Source organism: Massilia sp. LjRoot122 (assembly GCF_964252725.1).
Taxonomy (GTDB): domain Bacteria; phylum Pseudomonadota; class Gammaproteobacteria; order Burkholderiales; family Burkholderiaceae_D; genus Telluria.
The window spans coordinates 3,675,326-3,692,753 of record NZ_CAXUPB020000001.1; the positions used below are offsets into that span (position 1 = coordinate 3,675,326).

The window sequence follows — 17,428 nt, forward strand, 5'->3', positions numbered from 1 at the left end:
ACTCCACGAGCTTCTTGATTACTTCAGGCCGGCTTTTTCAGCGACGCTCAGGCGTGGTGCCTTGACGACGACCACGTGGACGGTCGAGTCGATCAGGATCGCGGCATCCTGTTTCACCACTTCGACCGGACGGCCGGCGGCGGTGGCGTAGCTGGCGACCAGGCCCAGTGCTGCAGCGCTCAGGAAGATGGCTTCGAAGTTTTTGCGGATGTTCATGGTGTGCTCCTTTGGGTCGGAAGTGATTCGGTATGATTGAACTTTACCGATCGGACCGGAGCATCGCCATCGAGATGCGATGAAGCGCCGAAATCGCGGGCTGGAATGCGCAAAGCGCGGACCGGCGTGCGAAGAAAGCGGGCTCGCCAGGCCCTTAGCGCCGGCGCAGCGACAGCAGCAGCTTGGCCGTGTACAGCACGATCAGCGTGCCCACGAAATCGCCGCTGGCCATGACCAGGAAGCTTCCGAGCAGGCCTTCGCGCTGGCCCTGCAGCGCGAACCAGAAGTGGTGCAGCGCCGGGCTGGCGATCGAGAACGCGAGCGCGCAGCCGAGCAGGCGCCAGGGGCCGAGACCGGCGAGCGAGCTGCTGATGCGACCGGCGATGAGCAGCCGGTAGGTCAGCCAGGGAGCGAGGGCAGCGAGGATGCCGCCGGCGAAGGAACGGATCGGATCATCCGGAAAGAAGTAGAAGAAACAGATGAACCAGGACGCGAACAGGATGCCGAGCGCACCGGCCTCGGCGAACAACAGCGTGCACAGCAGGCGAACGCCGGCGGGCAGGTAGATCCAGCTGATGCCGGCCGCGAATTCGAAACGGGCGAACAGGAGTTCGTTCAGCCCGATGGCGCCAAGGAAAAGGACTGCCGTTCCTGCGGCCATGGCACACTTCATCTGCATATCGGGCATGACTGGAAACGCGAGCTAGGTTAAGATTTACTTCTTTGCTGAAACATTATACTAGTACATGTTATACAACTTTCATTGCGCATCGGTGCGTGAGGCATGAACAAGCCGGCCCGTCCCGCAGATATCTACCTGCGCTTCCTGAACCTGATGGATGCGTTGCGCGCCCTGCCCGCGCTGCCGCCGCTCGACCCGCTCGAGGAACGTATCCTCGCCGTGGTGGGCCGTGCCCGCCAGCTCGAGGAACGCCTGAGCGTGCGCGACCTGATGGGCCAGGACGAGCTGGGCGCGCCGGCGACCATCCATACCCGCATCAAGTCGATGCGCAGCAAGGGCTGGCTGGTGCTGGCCGACACCGAGGACAGCCGCCGCAAGCAGGTCGACCTGACCCCGGCGGCGCTGGCCTATTTCGATGAAGTCTCGGGCCTGATGCTGAAGGCCACGAAGGACGCTTAAGGCTTGGCCTCGTCGTCGAGACTGCGCAGGAAGGCCAGCTTCTCGGCGATCTTCGATTCCACCCCGCGCGGCACCGGCTGGTACCAGCCCGGTTCGCGCATTCCCTCCGGCAGGTAGGTCTCGCCCGCCGCATACGCATGCGGCTCGTCGTGGGCATAGCGGTATTCGTGGCCGTAGCCGAGTTCCTTCATCAGCTTGGTCGGCGCATTGCGCAGGTGGACCGGGACTTCGCGCGACTTGTCCTTCCTGACGAAGGCCATGGCCGCATTGAAGGCGTTGTAGCCGGCATTGCTCTTGGCCGCGATGGCCAGGTAGACGACGGCCTGCCCCAATGCCAGCTCGCCTTCGGGCGAACCGAGGCGTTCGTAGGTGATCGCGGCGTCATTGGCGATCTGGAGCGCGCGCGGGTCGGCCAGGCCGATGTCTTCCCAGGCCATGCGCACGATGCGGCGCGACAGGTACTTGGCGTCGGCGCCGCCGTCCAGCATGCGGCACAGCCAGTACAGCGCCGCATCCGGATGCGAGCCGCGCACCGACTTGTGCAGGGCCGAGATCTGGTCGTAGAAATTGTCGCCGCCCTTGTCGAAACGGCGCGCGTTGAGCGTCAGCGCGTTCTCGACGAACTCCGCGGTGATGGTCGTGATGCCCGAGGTCTCGGCCGAGGTCTTGGTCTGCTCCAGCAGGTTCAGGAAGCGGCGCGCATCGCCGTCCGCGTAGCCGACCAGGGTGTCGATCGCCACTTCCTCGAAGTTCAGGTGCTGCAGCACGCGCTCCTGGGCGCGCTTGAGCAGCTGGCGCATCTCCTCGTCGGTGAGCGCCTTGAGGACGTAGACCTGGGAGCGCGACAGCAGCGCCGAGTTGACCTCGAACGAAGGATTCTCGGTGGTGGCGCCGATCAGGGTGACCAGGCCCGACTCCACGAAGGGCAGCAGCGCATCCTGCTGCGACTTGTTGAAGCGGTGGATCTCGTCGATGAACAGGATGGTGTGCTTGCCCTGCTGGAGGTAGTGCTCGGCCTGTTCGACCGCGGCGCGGATGTCCTTCACGCCCGACAGCACGGCCGACAGCGCGATGAATTCGCAGTCGAAGGCATAGGCGGTCAGGCGCGCCAGCGTGGTCTTGCCGACGCCGGGCGGGCCCCACAGGATCATCGAATGCGGCTTGCCGGACTTGAAGACGAGGTTCAGCGGCTTGCCGGGGCCGAGCAGGTGGCTCTGGCCGATGACTTCGTCGATGGTGCGCGGACGCAGTGCTTCGGCCAGCGGCGGCGCAGGTTCGGTCTTGAACAGGTCATCCATGAGGCCCTCCGGGGACGCTCGACGGGAATGCGGAATGAAGAGAATGCTTGTGCATGCGCCTAGTGTAAACGATGCACGCAGCGCCGGCAGGGCTGCACGGGCGGGCCGCGCCGTATAATCCGCTGTTTCGATACCGGAGCCGCTCGATGAAGCATGCCGCGCCTGTCTTGATGATCCAGGACGTCTGGTCCAGGTGGACCAAGCGCTCGCGCGCCGCCGCCGATGCCGCGACGCGGCTGGCCCTGCCCCGGGCCCATACCCTGCCCCTGCTGACCGGGGATGCGACGATCCGTCACGAAGTGGCGGCGCTGGAAGAATACGGCTTCGAACCGCGCCAGCTGGTGCGCACCCTGGACGACCCCGCCTGGGCCCATGACCGCCCGATGCGGCCGGACAACCTGCGGGTCCGGCGCGTGGGCGACGGCTTCGCCGTGACCCTGCTGCGCCCCTGGGAGGGCATGCTGACCACCAAGTGGCCGGCCTGGCTGCCCTCTCCCCTGTTCGAAGGCGGACTGGGTGACGCCGTCCGGATCGACTGGAACGCCCGCTTCCGCTCCTCGATGGGCGGCAGCAACCGCTCCTATTTCTACGAGGAGCACACCATCTGGGTGACCCTGCAGGCCGCGCCGACCGACGCGACGTTTCTGGCGCTCGCACCGATCAAGCACATCGACTTGCGCACGACGATCTACTGAGCCTGGCCCAGGGCCCTTACTTGAGCAGGACGCGGCCGATGACGGCGCTGCCGGGCTCCTTGGCCCGCTTGGGATCGGTCACGAAGCGGCAGCTCTGCGCGTAGTCGGCCGCAGCCTGCGCCAGCGCCGGATCGGCAGCTTCGGTCTTGACGCCATAGGGAAGGCCATCGGCCGGCCGTACCAGCAGCCGCACCAGCACGCCGTCGGTGCCGGTCGCGCCGCGTTCGAGCGGGACGAAGCGGGCGAAGCGTTCGGAGGGCGCGCAGCTGCCTTCGGCGAAGGCTGGCGGGACTTTGTCCGCACCCTCCAGCTTCCAGACGAACTGCAGCGGCACGGCCTTGCCCTGCACCCGCTCCACCGTCTCGGGTGGGAAGACGCAGGACATCAGGCTCTTGATGGAAGCCTGGTCGAGGATCTCCCAGTTGCTCGAGCGCGCCACCGAGGGCTCGATCGGGCGGCCTTGCGGGTCGATCCTGAACTTCAGCGTGGTCGTGCCTTCGAGGCCATAGCGGCGGGCTTCCGCCGGCCACTCGGGCTTGTCGCAGGCCGGTGGGCGCGCGGCCGCGGTGGCGAGCGGCGCGGCGCAGGCGAGCGCCAGCACGGCGCCCAGGGTCGACAAAGGTTTCAAGTGAAGCCCATTTTGTTTTTTACTGGTTGACGACGTCGGCGCCCTTCGGCACCTCGAACTTGAACTGCTGCGCGCCCAGCGCCGGATTGCGCTGGAAGCTGGTGAACTTCAGCAGCGAGACCTGGCCGAACTGGTCCTTCAGCTCCATCGCCACCGGCACGCCGCCCTTCAGGCCGATGCCGATCTGCTCGAAGGTGGTGTCCTTGGTCTTGGGCACGGCGGTCAGCCATTCGGCGCCGTCACGCTCGCCGGCTTCCGACAGGGTGAAATTCTTTTCCAGGTCGTTACTGCCGAACAGGATGGCGGCCGGCGACGAGCCCAGGGCGTTACCCAGCTTGCGGGTGCTGACCTGGTTCAGGTCCTTGTCGTAGATGTAGAGCGTCTCGCCATCGGCCTGCAGCAACTGCTCGTAGGGCTTCTGGTAGGTCCAGATGAACTTGCCGGGGCGAGCGAAGACGAAGCTGCCGCTCGAGACCGGGGCCGCCTTGCCGCTCTTGGACTTGGTGAGCTGCTGCTGGGTGAACTCGCCCTTGGCGGCCTTGGTGCTGGCGACGAAGGATTTGAACTGGTCGAGCGCAGCGGCGCTGGCGGTACCCGACAGGGCCAGGGCGCCGGCGGCGATGAGTGCTGCGAATCGGTAAGTCGTGAATTTCATGGGCATTCCTCTTATTCGGCGGTCGTGGCAGGAACGAGGATGTCGCGGTTGCCGTTCGACTGCATCGGCGACACCATGCCGTTCTGCTCCATTTGCTCGATCAGGCGGGCAGCGCGGTTGTAGCCGATGCGCAGGTGGCGCTGGACCAGGGAAATCGAGGCCTTGCGGTTCTTGAGCACCACGGCCACGGCCTGGTCATAGAGCGCGTCGGATTCGCCGCCGCCCTCGCCCGCCGGGATGCCCTCGGCATTGCCCTCTTCCAGCGTGCCGCCTTCGAGAATGCCTTCAATATAGTTCGGTTCACCCAGCGACTGCAGATGTTTTACAACTCGATGCACTTCGTCGTCCGAGACGAAGGCGCCGTGCACGCGGATCGGCAGGCCGGTCCCCGGCGGCATGTAGAGCATGTCGCCCATGCCCAGCAGGGTCTCGGCGCCCATCTGGTCGAGAATCGTGCGCGAGTCGATCTTGGACGAGACCTGGAAGGCGATCCGGGTCGGGATGTTCGCCTTGATCAGGCCGGTGATGACGTCCACCGACGGACGCTGGGTCGCCAGGATCAGGTGGATGCCGGCCGCACGCGCCTTCTGGGCGATACGGGCGATCAGTTCTTCCACCTTCTTACCGACGACCATCATCAGGTCGGCCAATTCGTCGATGATGATGACGATGGTCGGCAGCTTCTCGAGCGGCTCGGGATTGTCCGGCATGATCGAGAACGGATTCGGGATGTGCTCCTCGCGCTTGGCCGCTTCCATGATCTTGGCATTGTAGCCGGCCAGGTTACGCACGCCGAGTTTACTCATCAGCTTGTAGCGGCGCTCCATCTCGTTCACCGCCCAGTTCAGCGCATGGCCGGCCTGGCGCATGTCGGTCACGACCGGCGCCAGCAGGTGCGGGATGCCCTCGTAGACCGACATTTCCAGCATCTTCGGGTCGATCAGGATCAGGCGCACGTCGGCCGGGTCGGATTTATAGAGCAGCGACAGGATGGTGGCGTTGATGCCGACCGACTTACCCGAACCGGTGGTACCCGCCACCAGCAGGTGGGGCATCTTGGCCAGATCGGCGCAGACCGGTTTGCCGGCGATGTCCTTGCCCAGGGCGACGGTCAGGGCCGAGGCACTGTCGCCATAGACCTTGGAGCCGACGATCTCCGACAGGCGCACGATCTGGCGCTTCGGGTTCGGCAGCTCGAGCGCCATGTAGTTCTTGCCCGGGATGGTCTCGACCACGCGGATCGAGGTCAGGGACAGCGAACGCGCCAGGTCGCGCGCCAGGTTGACGATCTGGCTGCCCTTGACGCCGGTGGCCGGTTCGATCTCGTAGCGGGTGACGACCGGGCCCGGATAGGCCGCCACGACCTTGGCTTCGACGCCGAAGTCGGACAGCTTTTTCTCGATCAGGCGGCTGGTGAATTCCAGGGTCTCGACGGCCACGGTTTCCTGGGCCGGCGGCGCCTCGTCCAGCAGGGCCAGCGGCGGCAGCGGCGAATCGCCGGCCAGCTCGTGGAACAGCGGGGTCTGCATTTCCTTCTGGGCGCGCTCGGATTTCGGCACGCTGGTCATCTGCGGCTCGATCTTGATCGAGGACGCGGCGCTCGCCACCGGCGAGGGCGCGGGCATGGCGAGCGAGGCCGGCGTCGACGGCGGCAAGATGACCGGTTCCGGGCGCGGCTCGGGACGTGACTCGAGCATCGGCTCTGCCTTGACGATCTGCGGCGGGGCCGGATGCTTTTCGGTGTACTTCTGGCGCTCGTTGACCACCAGCTCGTCGCGCTTGACGGCCGCGGCTTCGCCCTGCTTGCGGTCTTCGTGGTCTTCCATGCGCAGGCGGAACCAGTCGATGCTGTTCTCGACCGACTCGCCGATGCGCTCGGCCACGGCCAGCCAGGACACCTGGAAGAACAGCGAAAAGCCCAGGCCGAACAGCAGCAGGAGCAGCAGGGTCGCGCCGGTAAAGCCGAAGGCGACGTGGGCCGAATGGCCGATCAGTTGGCCCAGCACGCCGCCGGCGGCGCGCGGCAGCTCGACGTTCCAGGACCACAGGCGCAGGTATTCGAGGCCCAGGCTGCCGGCCAGCATGATGGCGAAGCCGGTCCAGCGCACGTACATCTCGCCGGCATGCGGCAGCTCGGCCTCGTCCGGCTCGAGCCGGTTAGTCAGGCGGCGCCAGCCCTTCCAGACCCCACGCAGGAAGATCACGCCCCACCACCAGGCCGAGAAGCCGAAGATGAACAGCAGCAGGTCGGACAGCCAGGCGCCGGCCTTGCCGCCCAGGTTGGCGATCTTGGGGACGGCGTTGGCATGCGACCAGCCCGGGTCGCCCTTGTTGTAACTTAATAAAATCAGCACGAAATACAGGAAGGCCACGGCCATGGCCATCCAGCGCGCTTCCGACAGGAGGCGCGACAGCCGGCCAGGCAGGGGCTGGCGGGCACGCGTGGTTTGTGCGGTGCGGGTATATCCGGATGTGCTGGCTTGGCTGTTCTTGCTCATTGCTTGGTACTGCTGAAGTAATCACTATCGACAATCCGCCCATTCTAAGCCATTAACGGCTGGGCTGGCCTACGATTCATGCTCCGGTGCATCATCGTCTATAATCTCGTGTTGCAAACGGGCCTTGATTCCTGTGCTGCCCGCCCCCAGTTTCCGTCTGTTCATCTCTTTCAGAAGCCTTCCATGACTACTTCCAAACACGCCAAAGTCCTGATTCTCGGTTCCGGTCCCGCCGGCTACAGCGCAGCCGTCTACGCCGCGCGCGCCAACCTGAGCCCGATGCTGGTGACCGGCGTCGAACAGGGCGGCCAGCTGATGACCACGACCGACGTCGAGAACTGGCCGGGCGACCCACTGGGCGTGCAGGGTCCGGAACTGATGCAGCGCCTGCTGCAGCATGCGGAACGCTTCAACACCGAGATCGTGTTCGACCACATCCACACGACCTACCTGAACGAAAAACCGATCCGCCTGGTCGGCGACGCCCACGAATACACCTGCGACGCCCTGATCATCGCCACCGGCGCCTCGGCCCAGTACCTCGGCCTGCCGTCGGAACAGGCCTTCATGGGCAAGGGCGTGTCGGCTTGCGCGACCTGCGACGGTTTCTTCTACCGCAACCAGGAAGTCGCGGTCATCGGCGGCGGCAATACCGCGGTCGAGGAAGCCCTCTACCTGGCGGGCATCGCCTCCAAGGTGACCCTGATCCACCGCCGCGACAAGTTCCGCGCCGAGCCGATCCTGGTCGACCGCCTGATGCACAAGGTCGGCGAAGGCAAGATTGTGTTGGAACTGAACCACACCCTGGACGAAGTCCTGGGCGACAACAGCGGCGTGACCGGCCTGCGCATCAAGTCGACCGCCGGCGGCGAGTCGAAGGACCTGAGCGTGCACGGCCTGTTCGTGGCGATCGGCCACAAGCCGAACACCGGCATCTTCGAAGGCCAGCTCGAGATGCAGAACGGCTACATCCGGACCAAGTCGGGCCTTGATGGCATGGCGACCGCCACCAGCGTGCCTGGCGTGTTCGCGGCCGGCGACGTCCAAGACCATATCTATCGCCAGGCGATCACCAGCTCGGGCACCGGCTGCATGGCCGCGCTCGACGCGCAGCGCTACCTGGAAGCGCTGGAAGACTCGCCGGCATAAGGAAGTAATACGCAGGATGGCGGGCATGAAAGACTTTTCCGAACTGAAGGGCTTGCGCGACAAGCTCAAGGAAGACGAGCGCCTGCGCGCCATCGAGAAGGCCGAGCGCGAGAAGCGCGAGCGGCTCGCGCTCGAACGCGCCGTGGAATTCCGCGGCGCGATGCAGGGCGTGAAAAAAATCCCGGAATCCGACCGCTACGTCTACCGTCCTGAATACGTGCCTTCTGAGCGCGGCTTCCAGGACCGCAAGGTCTTGAGCGAGGCCGAGGAAACCGCCGCCGTCCTGCGCGAATCCCTGTCCGACCTGTTCGACGTCGAGGGCCTGCTCGACGAAGACCCTTCCCTCAGCTACGCCCAGCCGGGCGTCGGCCCGGACGTGGTGCGCAAGCTGCGCAAGCGCCACTGGCCGGTGCAGGGCGAGCTCGACCTGCACGGCATGAACCGCGACGAAGCGCGCGACGCCCTCACCGACTTCCTGCAGCGCGCCAACCGGCGCGGCGTGCGCTGCGTCCGCATCGTGCACGGCATCGGCTACGGCTCGCCCAAGGGCCAGCCGGTACTGCGCGGTATCGTCCACAGCTGGCTGGTGCAGAAAAGCGAAGTCGTGGCCTTTTGCGTTGCCGGTAAGAAAGATGGTGGCCAAGGCGCCCTGATCGTGCTGCTGCGCCCCGCCCTGCTCGAATAAGCGTGTGGAATACATGCAGGCACACCATTAGAATGTGTCTGAATATGTATTAGTTGTAAAATGCGCTCGCCGGTATTTGCCGGGTGACGAGAAGGGCATGGTGGCGAATTGAAGGGCACTCCCGTGATTCCGATGGAGCACGGTCGCCGGGTCGACCTGCTCAACTGCGCCGACGAGCCGATCCACATTCCCGGCTCCATCCAGCCACACGGCGCCCTCCTCTTCTTCTCCGCCGCCGGCCTGCTCGAAGGCTGGAGCGCCAATGCGCCAACCCTGCTCGGCATCGCACCCGAACCCGGCATCCCCTGTGCTTCGCTGGCGCTGCCGTCCGCGGCGCTCGAACTCCTGTGCGACTACATCGGCCCCGCTGATGCCGAGGCGGCGCCCTCGATGGTCCCGGTCAGCGTCCATGGCCTGGAGTTCGACTGCATCGTCCATGCCGCTTGCGGCCGCATCATCGCCGAATTCGAAGCGCGCGAAGTCGGCGCCGACGAAGTGGCCCGCTTCGCGGTGAAGGCCCACGCCTCGATCGACCGCCTGCGCCGCCAGAAAAGCATCGAAGGCCTGCTCTCCAGCGCGGTGGACCAGATCCGCGAGTTCACCGGCTTCGACCGCGTGATGGCCTACCGTTTCCGCCCGGACGACAGCGGCGACGTGGTGGCGGAAAGCCGGCGCGAAGACCTCGTGCCCTACCTGGGCCAGCGCTATCCGGCGGGGGACATCCCGGCCCAGGCGCGCCGCCTGTACATCCTGAACACCCTGCGCTCGATCGTCGACGTGCACTACCAGGCCGTGCCGCTGCTGGGCGCGCCCGACGCAGCCCCGCTCGACATGAGCCATGCGGTGCTGCGCAGCGTCTCGCCGGTCCACGTCGAATACCTGAAGAACATGGGGGTCGGCGCCTCGATGAGCGTGTCGATCGTGATCAACGGCCGCCTGTGGGGCTTGATCGCCTGCCACCACATGTCGCGCCGGCTGGTGCCCTATTCTGTCCGCATGGCGGCCGACGTGCTGGCGCAGGTGATCGGCTCGACCATTCACAGCATCGAGGCGCGCCTGCAGAGCGAGATGGTGGAGCGTTCGACCGCCACCCGCGCCAGGGTGATCGCCGACCTGGTGCTGGATGAGGACCCGCTCGAGACCCTGTCACGCCACGCCGGCGCGATCATGACCGCGACGGCATCCCAGGCCATGATCGCCTGCCACTACGGCAAGCTGCTGGCCCACGGCGACCTGCCGCCCGGCCTGGCCGAGGCCATCGTCGCCTCGCTGCCGGAGAACGAACACGACCTCGTGCTGCGCGAGTCGCTCGGCGACTGGCCGCCCGCGCTGCACGCGCAGCTGGGGAAGTGGGTCGGCATGATGGCCCTGCCCTTCGATCCCGGCGCCGGCGGATGGAGCATCCTGCTGCGCGTCGAGCAGATCGAACAGGTCGCCTGGGGTGGGCGCCCGGAAAAGACCACGGCCCTCGGCCCGCTGGGCACACGCCTGACGCCGCGCGGCTCCTTCGACGCCTGGTACGAGACGGTACGCGGCCATGCGCAGCCGTGGGAGGCCACCGTCCTGGGCAATGCGCGCCTGGCGCTGGCCGAACTGGTGCGCGTGATGACCTCGCGCCGGGCCCAGCTCGATGCCACGCGCGCCCAGCTGCTGGCGATGCTCGGCCACGACCTGCGCGACCCGCTCCATTCGATCAACATGGCCGGCATGGTGCTCGAAAAGGGCAACAGCCAGCCGACCCTGGGCAAGCGCATCCAGTCCTCGACCAGCCGCATGCAGCGCATGATCAGCCAGGTGCTGGACATGAGCCGCATCGACGGCGGCCTGGGCCTTGGTGTCGCGCTCGAACCGGTCGACCTGACCGCGCTGGTGGAAGACCTGATGGACGAGGCGCGCATGGCCTACCCGACCATCCCGTTCCAGCTCACCTGCGACGAAGCGGCCATGGTGAATGCCGACAGCGGGCGGCTGGGCCAGGTGCTGTCCAACCTGCTGAGCAATGCGCGCCACCACGGCGAAGCCGGCAAGCCGGTGCGCGTGTGCGTGACGGTGCAGGGCCGGGAGGCGGTGGTGGAGGTCAGCAACGCCGGCGCGCCGATTCCGCCCGAGCTCGCGGCGACGCTGTTCAACCCCTTCAAGCGCGCCTCGCTGAACAACCCGCGCAACCGCACGGGCATGGGGCTGGGCCTGTACATCGCGCAGCAGATCGTGCGCGAGCACCATGGCGAGATCGCTTACCGCCATGAGGGCAATGAGGTGATCTTCTCGGTGCGGCTGCCACTGCTGGACGACGCCTGAGGTCCACGCTACCGTAAATGCAGAGCGGCATGGTAGTCTAGCAACAGTCTCCGCTCTTCATTACTGCATGACCCTCATCAAGTTCATCGAAATCATGGCGATCCTGGTCGGCGCCTTCTCGGGCTTCATCGAAGCCCGGCGCAAGCGCATGGACCTGGTGGGTGTCTTCACGGTGGCCTTCATCACCGCTTTCGGCGGCGGTACCCTGCGCGACATCCTGCTCGACCGCCGGCCGCTGTTCTGGGTCATCCACCAGGAATACGCGATCCTGATCTTCGTGCTGGCGCTGGTCGCCTCGCCCCTGATCCGCACCCTGCGCCAGATCGTGTCGGAACGCTTGATCGTGATCGCCGACGCGGTGGGACTGGGACTGTTCTCGGTGGCCGGCGTGTCCGCGGCGCTGGCGGCCGGCATGCCGATCTTCATTGCCTCGATGATGGGCGTGATCACCGGGATCTTTGGCGGCGTGATGCGCGATATCGTGTGCAACGAGGTACCGATGGTCTTCCGCGACGGGAAGCCCTATGCGATCTGCGCCTTCCTCGGGAACTGGCTCTACCTCCTGATGGGCAAATACGGCGTGGAGCCCGACTTCGCGCTCTGGTCGAGCGCGCTGTTCATCAGCGGGTTGCGGCTGCTGACCTGGAAGTTCGATCTGCGGATGGGGCGCTGAGGCCCCAGCCGCGCTGTCCAGCCCTTAGACCGCGTCCGCCCCGGTCTCGCCGGTACGGATGCGGATCACCTGCTCCACGTTCTGCACGAAGATCTTGCCGTCGCCGATCTTGCCGGTACGGGCGGCCTTGATGATGGCGTCGACCACGCCGTCCGCCATCGCGTCATCGACCACCACCTCGATCTTCACCTTCGGCAGGAAGTCCACCACGTATTCGGCGCCGCGATACAGTTCGGTGTGGCCCTTCTGGCGGCCGAAGCCCTTCACTTCGGTCACGGTCAGGCCGGTCACGTTGACCTCGGCCAGCGCTTCGCGCACTTCGTCGAGTTTGAAGGGTTTGATCACGCAGGTAATCTGTTTCATGTTCTTGTCTCTCTAAAAAACAGTGGTTAGTCCGGAATATTCTTGAGGTCGTCCATCCATACGGTCGCTTCGGAATCCGACGGTGCGCGCCAGTCGCCGCGCGGGGACAGCGAGCCGCCGTTGCCGATCTTCGGCCCGTTCGGCACGCAGGTGCGCTTGAACTGGCTGGTCTTGAAGAAGCGCCACAGGAAGATGCCCAGGTTCTTCTTGATCGCAGCCAGCTCGTACTGGTTGCGCACGTTTGCCGCATTCGGCCACCTGCCCTGCTCGCGGTCGTGCCAGGCACTCCAGGAGAGGAAGGCCACCTTGCTCGGCTTGAAGCCGTAGCGCAGCGTGTAGTACAAATTAAAATCCTGCAGCTCGTAGGGGCCGATGGTGTTCTCGGTGATCTGGGCCGGCTTGCCGTCCTTGTCCGCGCCCGGCACCAGCTCGGGGCTGATCTCGGTGTCGAGGATCTTCAGCAGCACCTCGGCGCCATTCTCCACCACCGCGCCGGTCTCCGCCACCCAGCGCACCAGGTAGGAGATCAGGGTCTTGGGCACGCTGGCGTTGACGTTGTAGTGCGACATGTGGTCGCCCACGCCGTAGGTGCACCAGCCCAGGGCCAGCTCGGACAGGTCGCCGGTGCCGATCACGATCGCGTTGTGGAAGTTCGCGAGGCGGAACAGGTGGTTGGTGCGCTCGCCCGCCTGCACGTTCTCGAAGGTGATGTCGTATTCCGCCTTGCCCTCCACGTAGGGATGGCCGAGGTCCTTCAGCATCTGGATGCAGCTCGGGCGGATGTCGATCAGCTGGGCGCTGCAGCCCACGACTGCCATCAGGTCGTTCGCTTGCTTGAGCGTACGCTCACTGGTGGCGAAGCCCGGCATCGTATAGGCGAGGATATTCGTGCGCGGCAGGCCGAGGCGGTCCATGGCCCTGGCGCAGACCAGCAGCGCATGGGTCGAGTCCAGCCCGCCAGAGACGCCGATGACGACTTTCTTGATGCCGGTGCTCGACAGGCGCTGGATCAGGGCCTGCACCTGGATGTTATAGACCTCAAGGCAGCGCTCGTCGCGGCGCGCGGCGTCGGCCGGCACGTAGGGGAAGCGCTCGACCGTGCGCGCCAGCGGCATGTCACGTTCAAGCGGCAGCGCGAGCTGGAACTGCACCAGGCGGAACTTCGACACCTCGTCCGCGTGGCGGCGCACCGACTGGGCGAAGGTGGTGGCGTGCATGCGCTCGTTCGACAGGCGGTCGAGGTCGACGTCGGCAAAGATCACGTGCGAGTCGTCGCTGAAGCGTTCCGACTCGGCCAGCAGCTCGCCCTTTTCATAGATCAGCGACTGGCCGTCCCAGGCCATGTCGTTGGTCGATTCGCCGCGGCCGGCCGAGGTGTACAGGTAGGCCGCCAGGCAGCGCGCCGACTGCTGGCTGACCAGCTGGTGGCGATAACCGCTCTTGCCCACGACGACGTTCGAGGCCGACAGGTTGACCAGCACCGTGGCGCCGGCCATGGCGGCAAACGAGGACGGCGGAATCGGCACCCAGACGTCTTCGCAGATCTCGACGTGGAAGCGGAACAGCGGCAGGTTCTCGATCTCGAACAGCAGGGCCGGACCGAAGGGCACGGTGGCGCCGAACAGCTCGATCTGGTCGACCGCTGCGCAATCGGCCGCACTGAACTGCCGGGATTCGTAAAACTCGCCATAATTAGGCAGGAAACTCTTGGGCACCACGCCCAGCACGCGGCCATTCGCCACCACCACGGCGCAATTGAAGAGCTGGTGGTTGACCTTCAGCGGCAGGCCGACGACCAGCGCCAGCGGCAAGGCTGTGGAGGCCTCGATGATCCTGGCCAGGCCGTCGAGGCAGGCGTCGAGCAGGGCACGCTGGTGGAACAGGTCGTCGCAGCTGTAGGCCGAGATGCCCAGCTCCGGAAAGGCCACCAGTACCGCGCCGCCGTCGGCGGCCTGGCGCGCCAGGGCCAGGGTCTGCTCGACGTTGAAGGCCGGGTCGGCGATGCGGCAGCGCGGGATGGCCACCGCGACGCGGGCGAAGTGGTGAGTGTAGAGGTTGAAGAATCGCTGGTTCATGGGTAGATCTTTTTAGCGACGGAAGACATTTTGAATTATCGCACGCATATCGTTTCCTCTCTGTCCGAGATTGGCAGGGAGCACTGGGACGGCCTGGTGAACGCGCAGGACAATCCGACTCCCTTCCTGTCCTACGCCTTCCTGCACGCGCTGCACGAATCCGGCAGCGCGGCGCCGGAAACGGGCTGGCAGCCGCAGTACATCGTTCTGTACGACGGCGAGGAGCTCGCCGCCGCCCTGCCCCTCTACGTCAAGGGCCACTCCTATGGCGAGTACGTGTTCGACTGGGCCTGGGCCGATGCCTATCAGCGGCATGGCCTCGACTACTACCCCAAGCTGCTGTCCGCGATCCCTTTCACGCCGGTCGCGGGGCCGCGCCTGATGGCGGTCGACGCCGCCGCGCGGGCGGCGCTGATCGAGGTGCTGGTGGCCACGCAAGCCGCGGCCGATGTGTCCTCGTCCCACGTGCTGTTCCCGCCCGAGGAACATGCCTTCCAGCTGCGGGACGCCGGCTTCATGCTGCGCAGCGGCGTCCAGTTCCACTGGCTGAACCAGGGCTATGGCAGCTTCGACGAGTTCCTGGCGACGCTCGAACAGAAGAAGCGCAAGAACATCCGCGCCGAGCGCAGGAAGGTGCGCGAGGCCGGCGTCACGCTACGCCGCGTGCGTGGGCGCGATGCCCTGGACAGCGACTGGGTGCTGTTCAACCGCTGCTACCGCCATACCTACCAGGCGCATTACTCGACGCCCTACCTGAACCTGGATTTCTTCCGGCGCATCGGCGCTGCCATGCCGGACAACATCCTGCTCGTCATCGCCTCGCGCGAGGGGCGCGACATCGCGGCCTCGCTGGTGATCCACAACGAGACCACGCTGTTTGGGCGCTACTGGGGCGAACTGGAACACGTGCCTTGCCTGCATTTCGAGGCAGCCTACTACCAGCCGCTCGAGTTCTGCATCGAACAGGGCATCGAAGCCTTCGAGGGCGGCGCCCAGGGCGAACACAAGATGGCGCGCGGCTTCCTGCCGACCCGCACCTGGTCGGCGCACTGGCTCGCGCATCCTTCCTTCGCCGATGCGATCGAACGCTTCCTGGAGCGCGAGAAGGGCGGGATCGACGACTACCTGGATGAACTGAACGAGCGCAACCCCTTCCGCTCCACTAGTCCGACAACTGGCTGAGCGCTGCCTGCAGGCCACCGGCCGGCAGCACGTAGCGGCCATAGGGCACGCCGTGGATCGGGTCGAGGTCGCGGTCGCGCGTGAAGCCCAGGCGGGTGTAGAGGCGCAGCGCCGGCGCCATGATGGGACTGGTGTGCAGGCCGACTGCCGGCGCGCCGTCGCGGATGGCGCAGCGCAGGCAGGCGGCGACCAGTTGCGGCCCGATGCCGCGGCCACGATGGGCAGGGTCCACCACCAGCATGCGGATGAGCGACCAGTCGTCGGGAAAGATCGGACTTCTGGGCTTGCCCGGTCCGACATGCACGACCGCGCCGGCTACCTCCCCCGCGATCTCGGCCACAATCAGGTCAGCCTGGCCGGCGAGGTCCGCCATGCGCGCGAGGCGCTCGCTGAACGTGGGCCAGTCCTGGTAGTCGTGCGCATATTGTTCGAACGCGGCGCGCGCCACGCGGTTGACGGCGTCGCGGTCAGCCGGCTGGAAGTGTCGGATCAGGTGGTCCATCCTATTCGCGCTCTCCTCTATTCTTGCTGGTTTCAGGCGAACGAGTATAGATGGCATGCTTGCTTTTTTCATCACCAATTCTCACGCGGAGCCCATCAAGACAAAGGGCCGGATTCGCTTGTCACGAATCCGGCCCTTTTCATTCCAGCCACGCCAAGGTGGCGGCAATACAGATGAATGTGGCTTAGTTCCAGCCGCCCGCGTTCGAGCGGAACTCGACGTGGAAAGGCTTGGCGAGCTCAGCCTGCTTGCGCAGGACGTTGATGGCGCGGCTGTTGGCGGCGGCCAGCAGTACGCGGCTGGCGGTGTTCAGGAAATTCTTCATGTGCGACTCCTTGTAACGGTTCAGATCGCAATGCGATCCCATGACACCGTTATATAGGCGAGTCGGGTGAATTTCCAATTCCCATCTGCAATACCAGACATGCGTCCGGTGAATGTTATTCGAGCTGCCTCCCTAGCCAAGAGCGTATCCCGTCCAGCGTACGGAATTCGGCAACGGAACGGCAAGCGATCTGCGGGTGGCGCGCCTGCAACATGCGCGACAGCGCTGCGCCCGGGCCGAGCTCGAGCGCGACCGTCGCGCCGGCTTCGGCGCAGGCGTCCATGCAGTCCTTCCAGCGGATCGGCTCGGCGATCTGACGTGGCAAGTCTGCCATCGCCCGCGCGGCATCGTGCACGGGTTCGGCCGAGATACCGGACAAGACCGGGAAACTGAAGGCGGACCAATGCTGGTCCGCCAGCAGCGCCGCGAATGGCGCCACCGCGCCCCGCAGCAAGGGCGTATGCGAGGCCACCTCGACCGGCAGCACGGTCGCCTTGCCACCCGCCGCGGCCGCGGCCTGCGCGAGTCCTTCAGCTTCTGCGGCAGGTCCGCCAGCCACCAGGGCGTCGTCGCCGTTGAGGATCGCCGGGTGGAAGCCGAAGCGCTGCAGCAGCGTTTCCACGGTCCCGAGAGGCAAACCGGACAGCGCCACCATGCCCTGGCGCGGCCCGTCCGCCAGGCAGGCGTCCATCATGCGCGCGCGCTCGGCGGCCAGCCGAATCGCGTCGAGAGGATCGAGCGCACCGGCGACGCCGTAGGCGGAAAGTTCGCCAATGCTGTAGCCGGCCACCAGCGCGGGCGGAGAAGGCAGCTCGCCCAGCGCGGTCCACATCGCCAGCGTGGCCGCCACGATCGAGGGCTGGGCCACGCGGTTGGCGAAGCGCTCCGCTCCTTCCAGTGCGGCGCCGAGCGGCCCCGCGAGCACGGGATCGTCGAAGCACCGGTCGAGTATCCGGCTTGCCGCTGGATCGCTGCGCGCCATGTCGAACATGGCCGGGTGCTGGGCGCCCTGGCCGGGACACAGGATCACGAGCCGGCCGGCCAT

At 65.9% G+C, this 17,428-nt stretch carries 18 protein-coding genes; 7 read left to right on the plus strand and 11 right to left on the minus strand.

The annotated features are described in order from the left end of the window. Positions 1-18: 18 nt before the first annotated feature. Both ACSQ25_RS16000 and ACSQ25_RS16005 read right to left on the minus strand, forming a co-directional pair. Entirely contained in the window at positions 19-216 is a 198-nt protein-coding gene (locus tag ACSQ25_RS16000; RefSeq protein WP_436106661.1) for a hypothetical protein, read from the minus strand. 154 nt (positions 217-370) lie between these two features. After that, positions 371-877 (minus strand): hypothetical protein, encoded by a 507-nt coding sequence (locus ACSQ25_RS16005; RefSeq protein WP_436106662.1) that lies wholly within the window; start codon positions 875-877, stop codon positions 371-373. Positions 878-1,000: 123 nt separating this feature from the next. On the opposite strand from ACSQ25_RS16005, the gene ACSQ25_RS16010 reads away from it, so the two are divergent. Further along, positions 1,001-1,357, plus strand: a complete 357-nt coding sequence (locus ACSQ25_RS16010) for a winged helix-turn-helix domain-containing protein (RefSeq protein ID WP_436106663.1) — start codon at positions 1,001-1,003, stop codon at positions 1,355-1,357. On the opposite strand, the gene ACSQ25_RS16015 is transcribed toward ACSQ25_RS16010, so the two are convergent. Continuing rightward, on the minus strand, positions 1,354-2,655 hold the full coding sequence (locus tag ACSQ25_RS16015; protein ID WP_436106664.1) for a replication-associated recombination protein A: 1,302 nt from the start codon (positions 2,653-2,655) through the stop codon (positions 1,354-1,356). The two genes, ACSQ25_RS16010 and ACSQ25_RS16015, sit on opposite strands and share 4 nt — an antisense overlap. A 146-nt stretch (positions 2,656-2,801) precedes the next feature. Here ACSQ25_RS16015 and ACSQ25_RS16020 point away from each other — a divergent pair, with 146 nt between their 5' ends. After that, positions 2,802-3,350, plus strand: coding sequence for a hypothetical protein (locus ACSQ25_RS16020; protein WP_436106665.1), 549 nt, complete (start codon positions 2,802-2,804; stop codon positions 3,348-3,350). A gap of 16 nt (positions 3,351-3,366) precedes the next feature. Here the strand turns inward: ACSQ25_RS16020 and ACSQ25_RS16025 are convergent, their stop codons facing one another. The 3 genes from ACSQ25_RS16025 to ACSQ25_RS16035 are packed head-to-tail and all read right to left on the minus strand — an operon-like array spanning position 3,367 to position 7,131. Then, a complete protein-coding gene (locus ACSQ25_RS16025) occupies positions 3,367-3,978 on the minus strand; it encodes an energy transducer TonB (RefSeq protein WP_436106666.1) in 612 nt (203 codons plus the stop codon). Between the two features lie 19 nt (positions 3,979-3,997). After that, positions 3,998-4,633 carry an outer membrane lipoprotein chaperone LolA gene (gene lolA, locus ACSQ25_RS16030; RefSeq protein ID WP_436106667.1) on the minus strand — a complete coding sequence of 212 codons (636 nt, stop codon included), beginning with the start codon at positions 4,631-4,633 and terminating at the stop codon, positions 3,998-4,000. Positions 4,634-4,644: 11 nt separating this feature from the next. Further along, a complete protein-coding gene (locus ACSQ25_RS16035) occupies positions 4,645-7,131 on the minus strand; it encodes a DNA translocase FtsK 4TM domain-containing protein (protein WP_436106668.1) in 2,487 nt (828 codons plus the stop codon). Positions 7,132-7,314: 183 nt separating this feature from the next. On the opposite strand from ACSQ25_RS16035, the gene trxB reads away from it, so the two are divergent. The 4 genes from trxB (at position 7,315) to ACSQ25_RS16055 (ending at position 11,936) form a co-directional block, all read left to right on the plus strand. Further along, positions 7,315-8,280 carry a thioredoxin-disulfide reductase gene (gene trxB / locus ACSQ25_RS16040; RefSeq protein ID WP_436106669.1) on the plus strand — a complete coding sequence of 322 codons (966 nt, stop codon included), beginning with the start codon at positions 7,315-7,317 and terminating at the stop codon, positions 8,278-8,280. A 16-nt stretch (positions 8,281-8,296) separates the two neighbouring features. Next, positions 8,297-8,965: a Smr/MutS family protein gene (locus tag ACSQ25_RS16045; protein ID WP_436106670.1), complete on the plus strand. Its 669-nt coding sequence runs from the start codon at positions 8,297-8,299 to the stop codon at positions 8,963-8,965. Positions 8,966-9,097: 132 nt separating this feature from the next. Beyond that, the gene (locus ACSQ25_RS16050; RefSeq protein WP_436106671.1) at positions 9,098-11,263 is read left to right on the plus strand and encodes an ATP-binding protein; all 2,166 of its coding nucleotides are present in this window, start codon (positions 9,098-9,100) and stop codon (positions 11,261-11,263) included. Between the two features lie 67 nt (positions 11,264-11,330). Further along, positions 11,331-11,936: a trimeric intracellular cation channel family protein gene (locus tag ACSQ25_RS16055; RefSeq protein ID WP_436106672.1), complete on the plus strand. Its 606-nt coding sequence runs from the start codon at positions 11,331-11,333 to the stop codon at positions 11,934-11,936. 24 nt (positions 11,937-11,960) lie between these two features. On the opposite strand, the gene ACSQ25_RS16060 is transcribed toward ACSQ25_RS16055, so the two are convergent. Together ACSQ25_RS16060 and ACSQ25_RS16065 are read right to left on the minus strand one after the other, a co-directional pair. Then, entirely contained in the window at positions 11,961-12,299 is a 339-nt protein-coding gene (locus ACSQ25_RS16060) for a P-II family nitrogen regulator (RefSeq protein ID WP_036250489.1), read from the minus strand. A 26-nt stretch (positions 12,300-12,325) separates the two neighbouring features. After that, positions 12,326-14,374: an NAD(+) synthase gene (locus ACSQ25_RS16065; RefSeq protein ID WP_436106673.1), complete on the minus strand. Its 2,049-nt coding sequence runs from the start codon at positions 14,372-14,374 to the stop codon at positions 12,326-12,328. Between the two features lie 30 nt (positions 14,375-14,404). On the opposite strand from ACSQ25_RS16065, the gene ACSQ25_RS16070 reads away from it, so the two are divergent. Continuing rightward, positions 14,405-15,556: a GNAT family N-acetyltransferase gene (locus tag ACSQ25_RS16070; protein WP_436106674.1), complete on the plus strand. Its 1,152-nt coding sequence runs from the start codon at positions 14,405-14,407 to the stop codon at positions 15,554-15,556. Here ACSQ25_RS16070 and ACSQ25_RS16075 read toward each other — a convergent pair. From ACSQ25_RS16075 to ACSQ25_RS16085, 3 genes are all read right to left on the minus strand, one after another. Beyond that, positions 15,537-16,130: a GNAT family N-acetyltransferase gene (locus ACSQ25_RS16075; protein ID WP_436106675.1), complete on the minus strand. Its 594-nt coding sequence runs from the start codon at positions 16,128-16,130 to the stop codon at positions 15,537-15,539. The genes ACSQ25_RS16070 and ACSQ25_RS16075 overlap by 20 nt on opposite strands. Positions 16,131-16,242: 112 nt before the next feature. Further along, positions 16,243-16,383 carry a hypothetical protein gene (locus tag ACSQ25_RS16080; RefSeq protein ID WP_436106676.1) on the minus strand — a complete coding sequence of 47 codons (141 nt, stop codon included), beginning with the start codon at positions 16,381-16,383 and terminating at the stop codon, positions 16,243-16,245. A gap of 115 nt (positions 16,384-16,498) precedes the next feature. Continuing rightward, complete coding sequence (locus ACSQ25_RS16085) at positions 16,499-17,428, minus strand: ACP S-malonyltransferase (RefSeq protein ID WP_436106677.1); 930 nt, start codon at positions 17,426-17,428, stop codon at positions 16,499-16,501.

Bases quoted from the DNA above. Each gene is read 5' to 3' on its own strand.
- ACSQ25_RS16045 (WP_436106670.1), top strand. From the start codon at position 8,297: ATGGCGGGCATGAAAGACTTTTCCGAACTGAAGGGCTTGCGCGACAAG.
- ACSQ25_RS16035 (WP_436106668.1), bottom strand. From the start codon at position 7,131: ATGAGCAAGAACAGCCAAGCCAGCACATCCGGATATACCCGCACCGCA.
- ACSQ25_RS16085 (WP_436106677.1), bottom strand. From the start codon at position 17,428: ATGGCCGGCCGGCTCGTGATCCTGTGTCCCGGCCAGGGCGCCCAGCAC.
- ACSQ25_RS16055 (WP_436106672.1), top strand. From the start codon at position 11,331: ATGACCCTCATCAAGTTCATCGAAATCATGGCGATCCTGGTCGGCGCC.
- ACSQ25_RS16080 (WP_436106676.1), bottom strand. From the start codon at position 16,383: ATGAAGAATTTCCTGAACACCGCCAGCCGCGTACTGCTGGCCGCCGCC.
- ACSQ25_RS16065 (WP_436106673.1), bottom strand. From the start codon at position 14,374: ATGAACCAGCGATTCTTCAACCTCTACACTCACCACTTCGCCCGCGTC.
- ACSQ25_RS16050 (WP_436106671.1), top strand. From the start codon at position 9,098: ATGGAGCACGGTCGCCGGGTCGACCTGCTCAACTGCGCCGACGAGCCG.
- ACSQ25_RS16020 (WP_436106665.1), top strand. From the start codon at position 2,802: ATGAAGCATGCCGCGCCTGTCTTGATGATCCAGGACGTCTGGTCCAGG.
- ACSQ25_RS16075 (WP_436106675.1), bottom strand. From the start codon at position 16,130: ATGAAAAAAGCAAGCATGCCATCTATACTCGTTCGCCTGAAACCAGCA.
- trxB (WP_436106669.1), top strand. From the start codon at position 7,315: ATGACTACTTCCAAACACGCCAAAGTCCTGATTCTCGGTTCCGGTCCC.
- lolA (WP_436106667.1), bottom strand. From the start codon at position 4,633: ATGAAATTCACGACTTACCGATTCGCAGCACTCATCGCCGCCGGCGCC.
- ACSQ25_RS16000 (WP_436106661.1), bottom strand. From the start codon at position 216: ATGAACATCCGCAAAAACTTCGAAGCCATCTTCCTGAGCGCTGCAGCA.
- ACSQ25_RS16060 (WP_036250489.1), bottom strand. From the start codon at position 12,299: ATGAAACAGATTACCTGCGTGATCAAACCCTTCAAACTCGACGAAGTG.
- ACSQ25_RS16015 (WP_436106664.1), bottom strand. From the start codon at position 2,655: ATGGATGACCTGTTCAAGACCGAACCTGCGCCGCCGCTGGCCGAAGCA.
- ACSQ25_RS16005 (WP_436106662.1), bottom strand. From the start codon at position 877: ATGGCCGCAGGAACGGCAGTCCTTTTCCTTGGCGCCATCGGGCTGAAC.
- ACSQ25_RS16010 (WP_436106663.1), top strand. From the start codon at position 1,001: ATGAACAAGCCGGCCCGTCCCGCAGATATCTACCTGCGCTTCCTGAAC.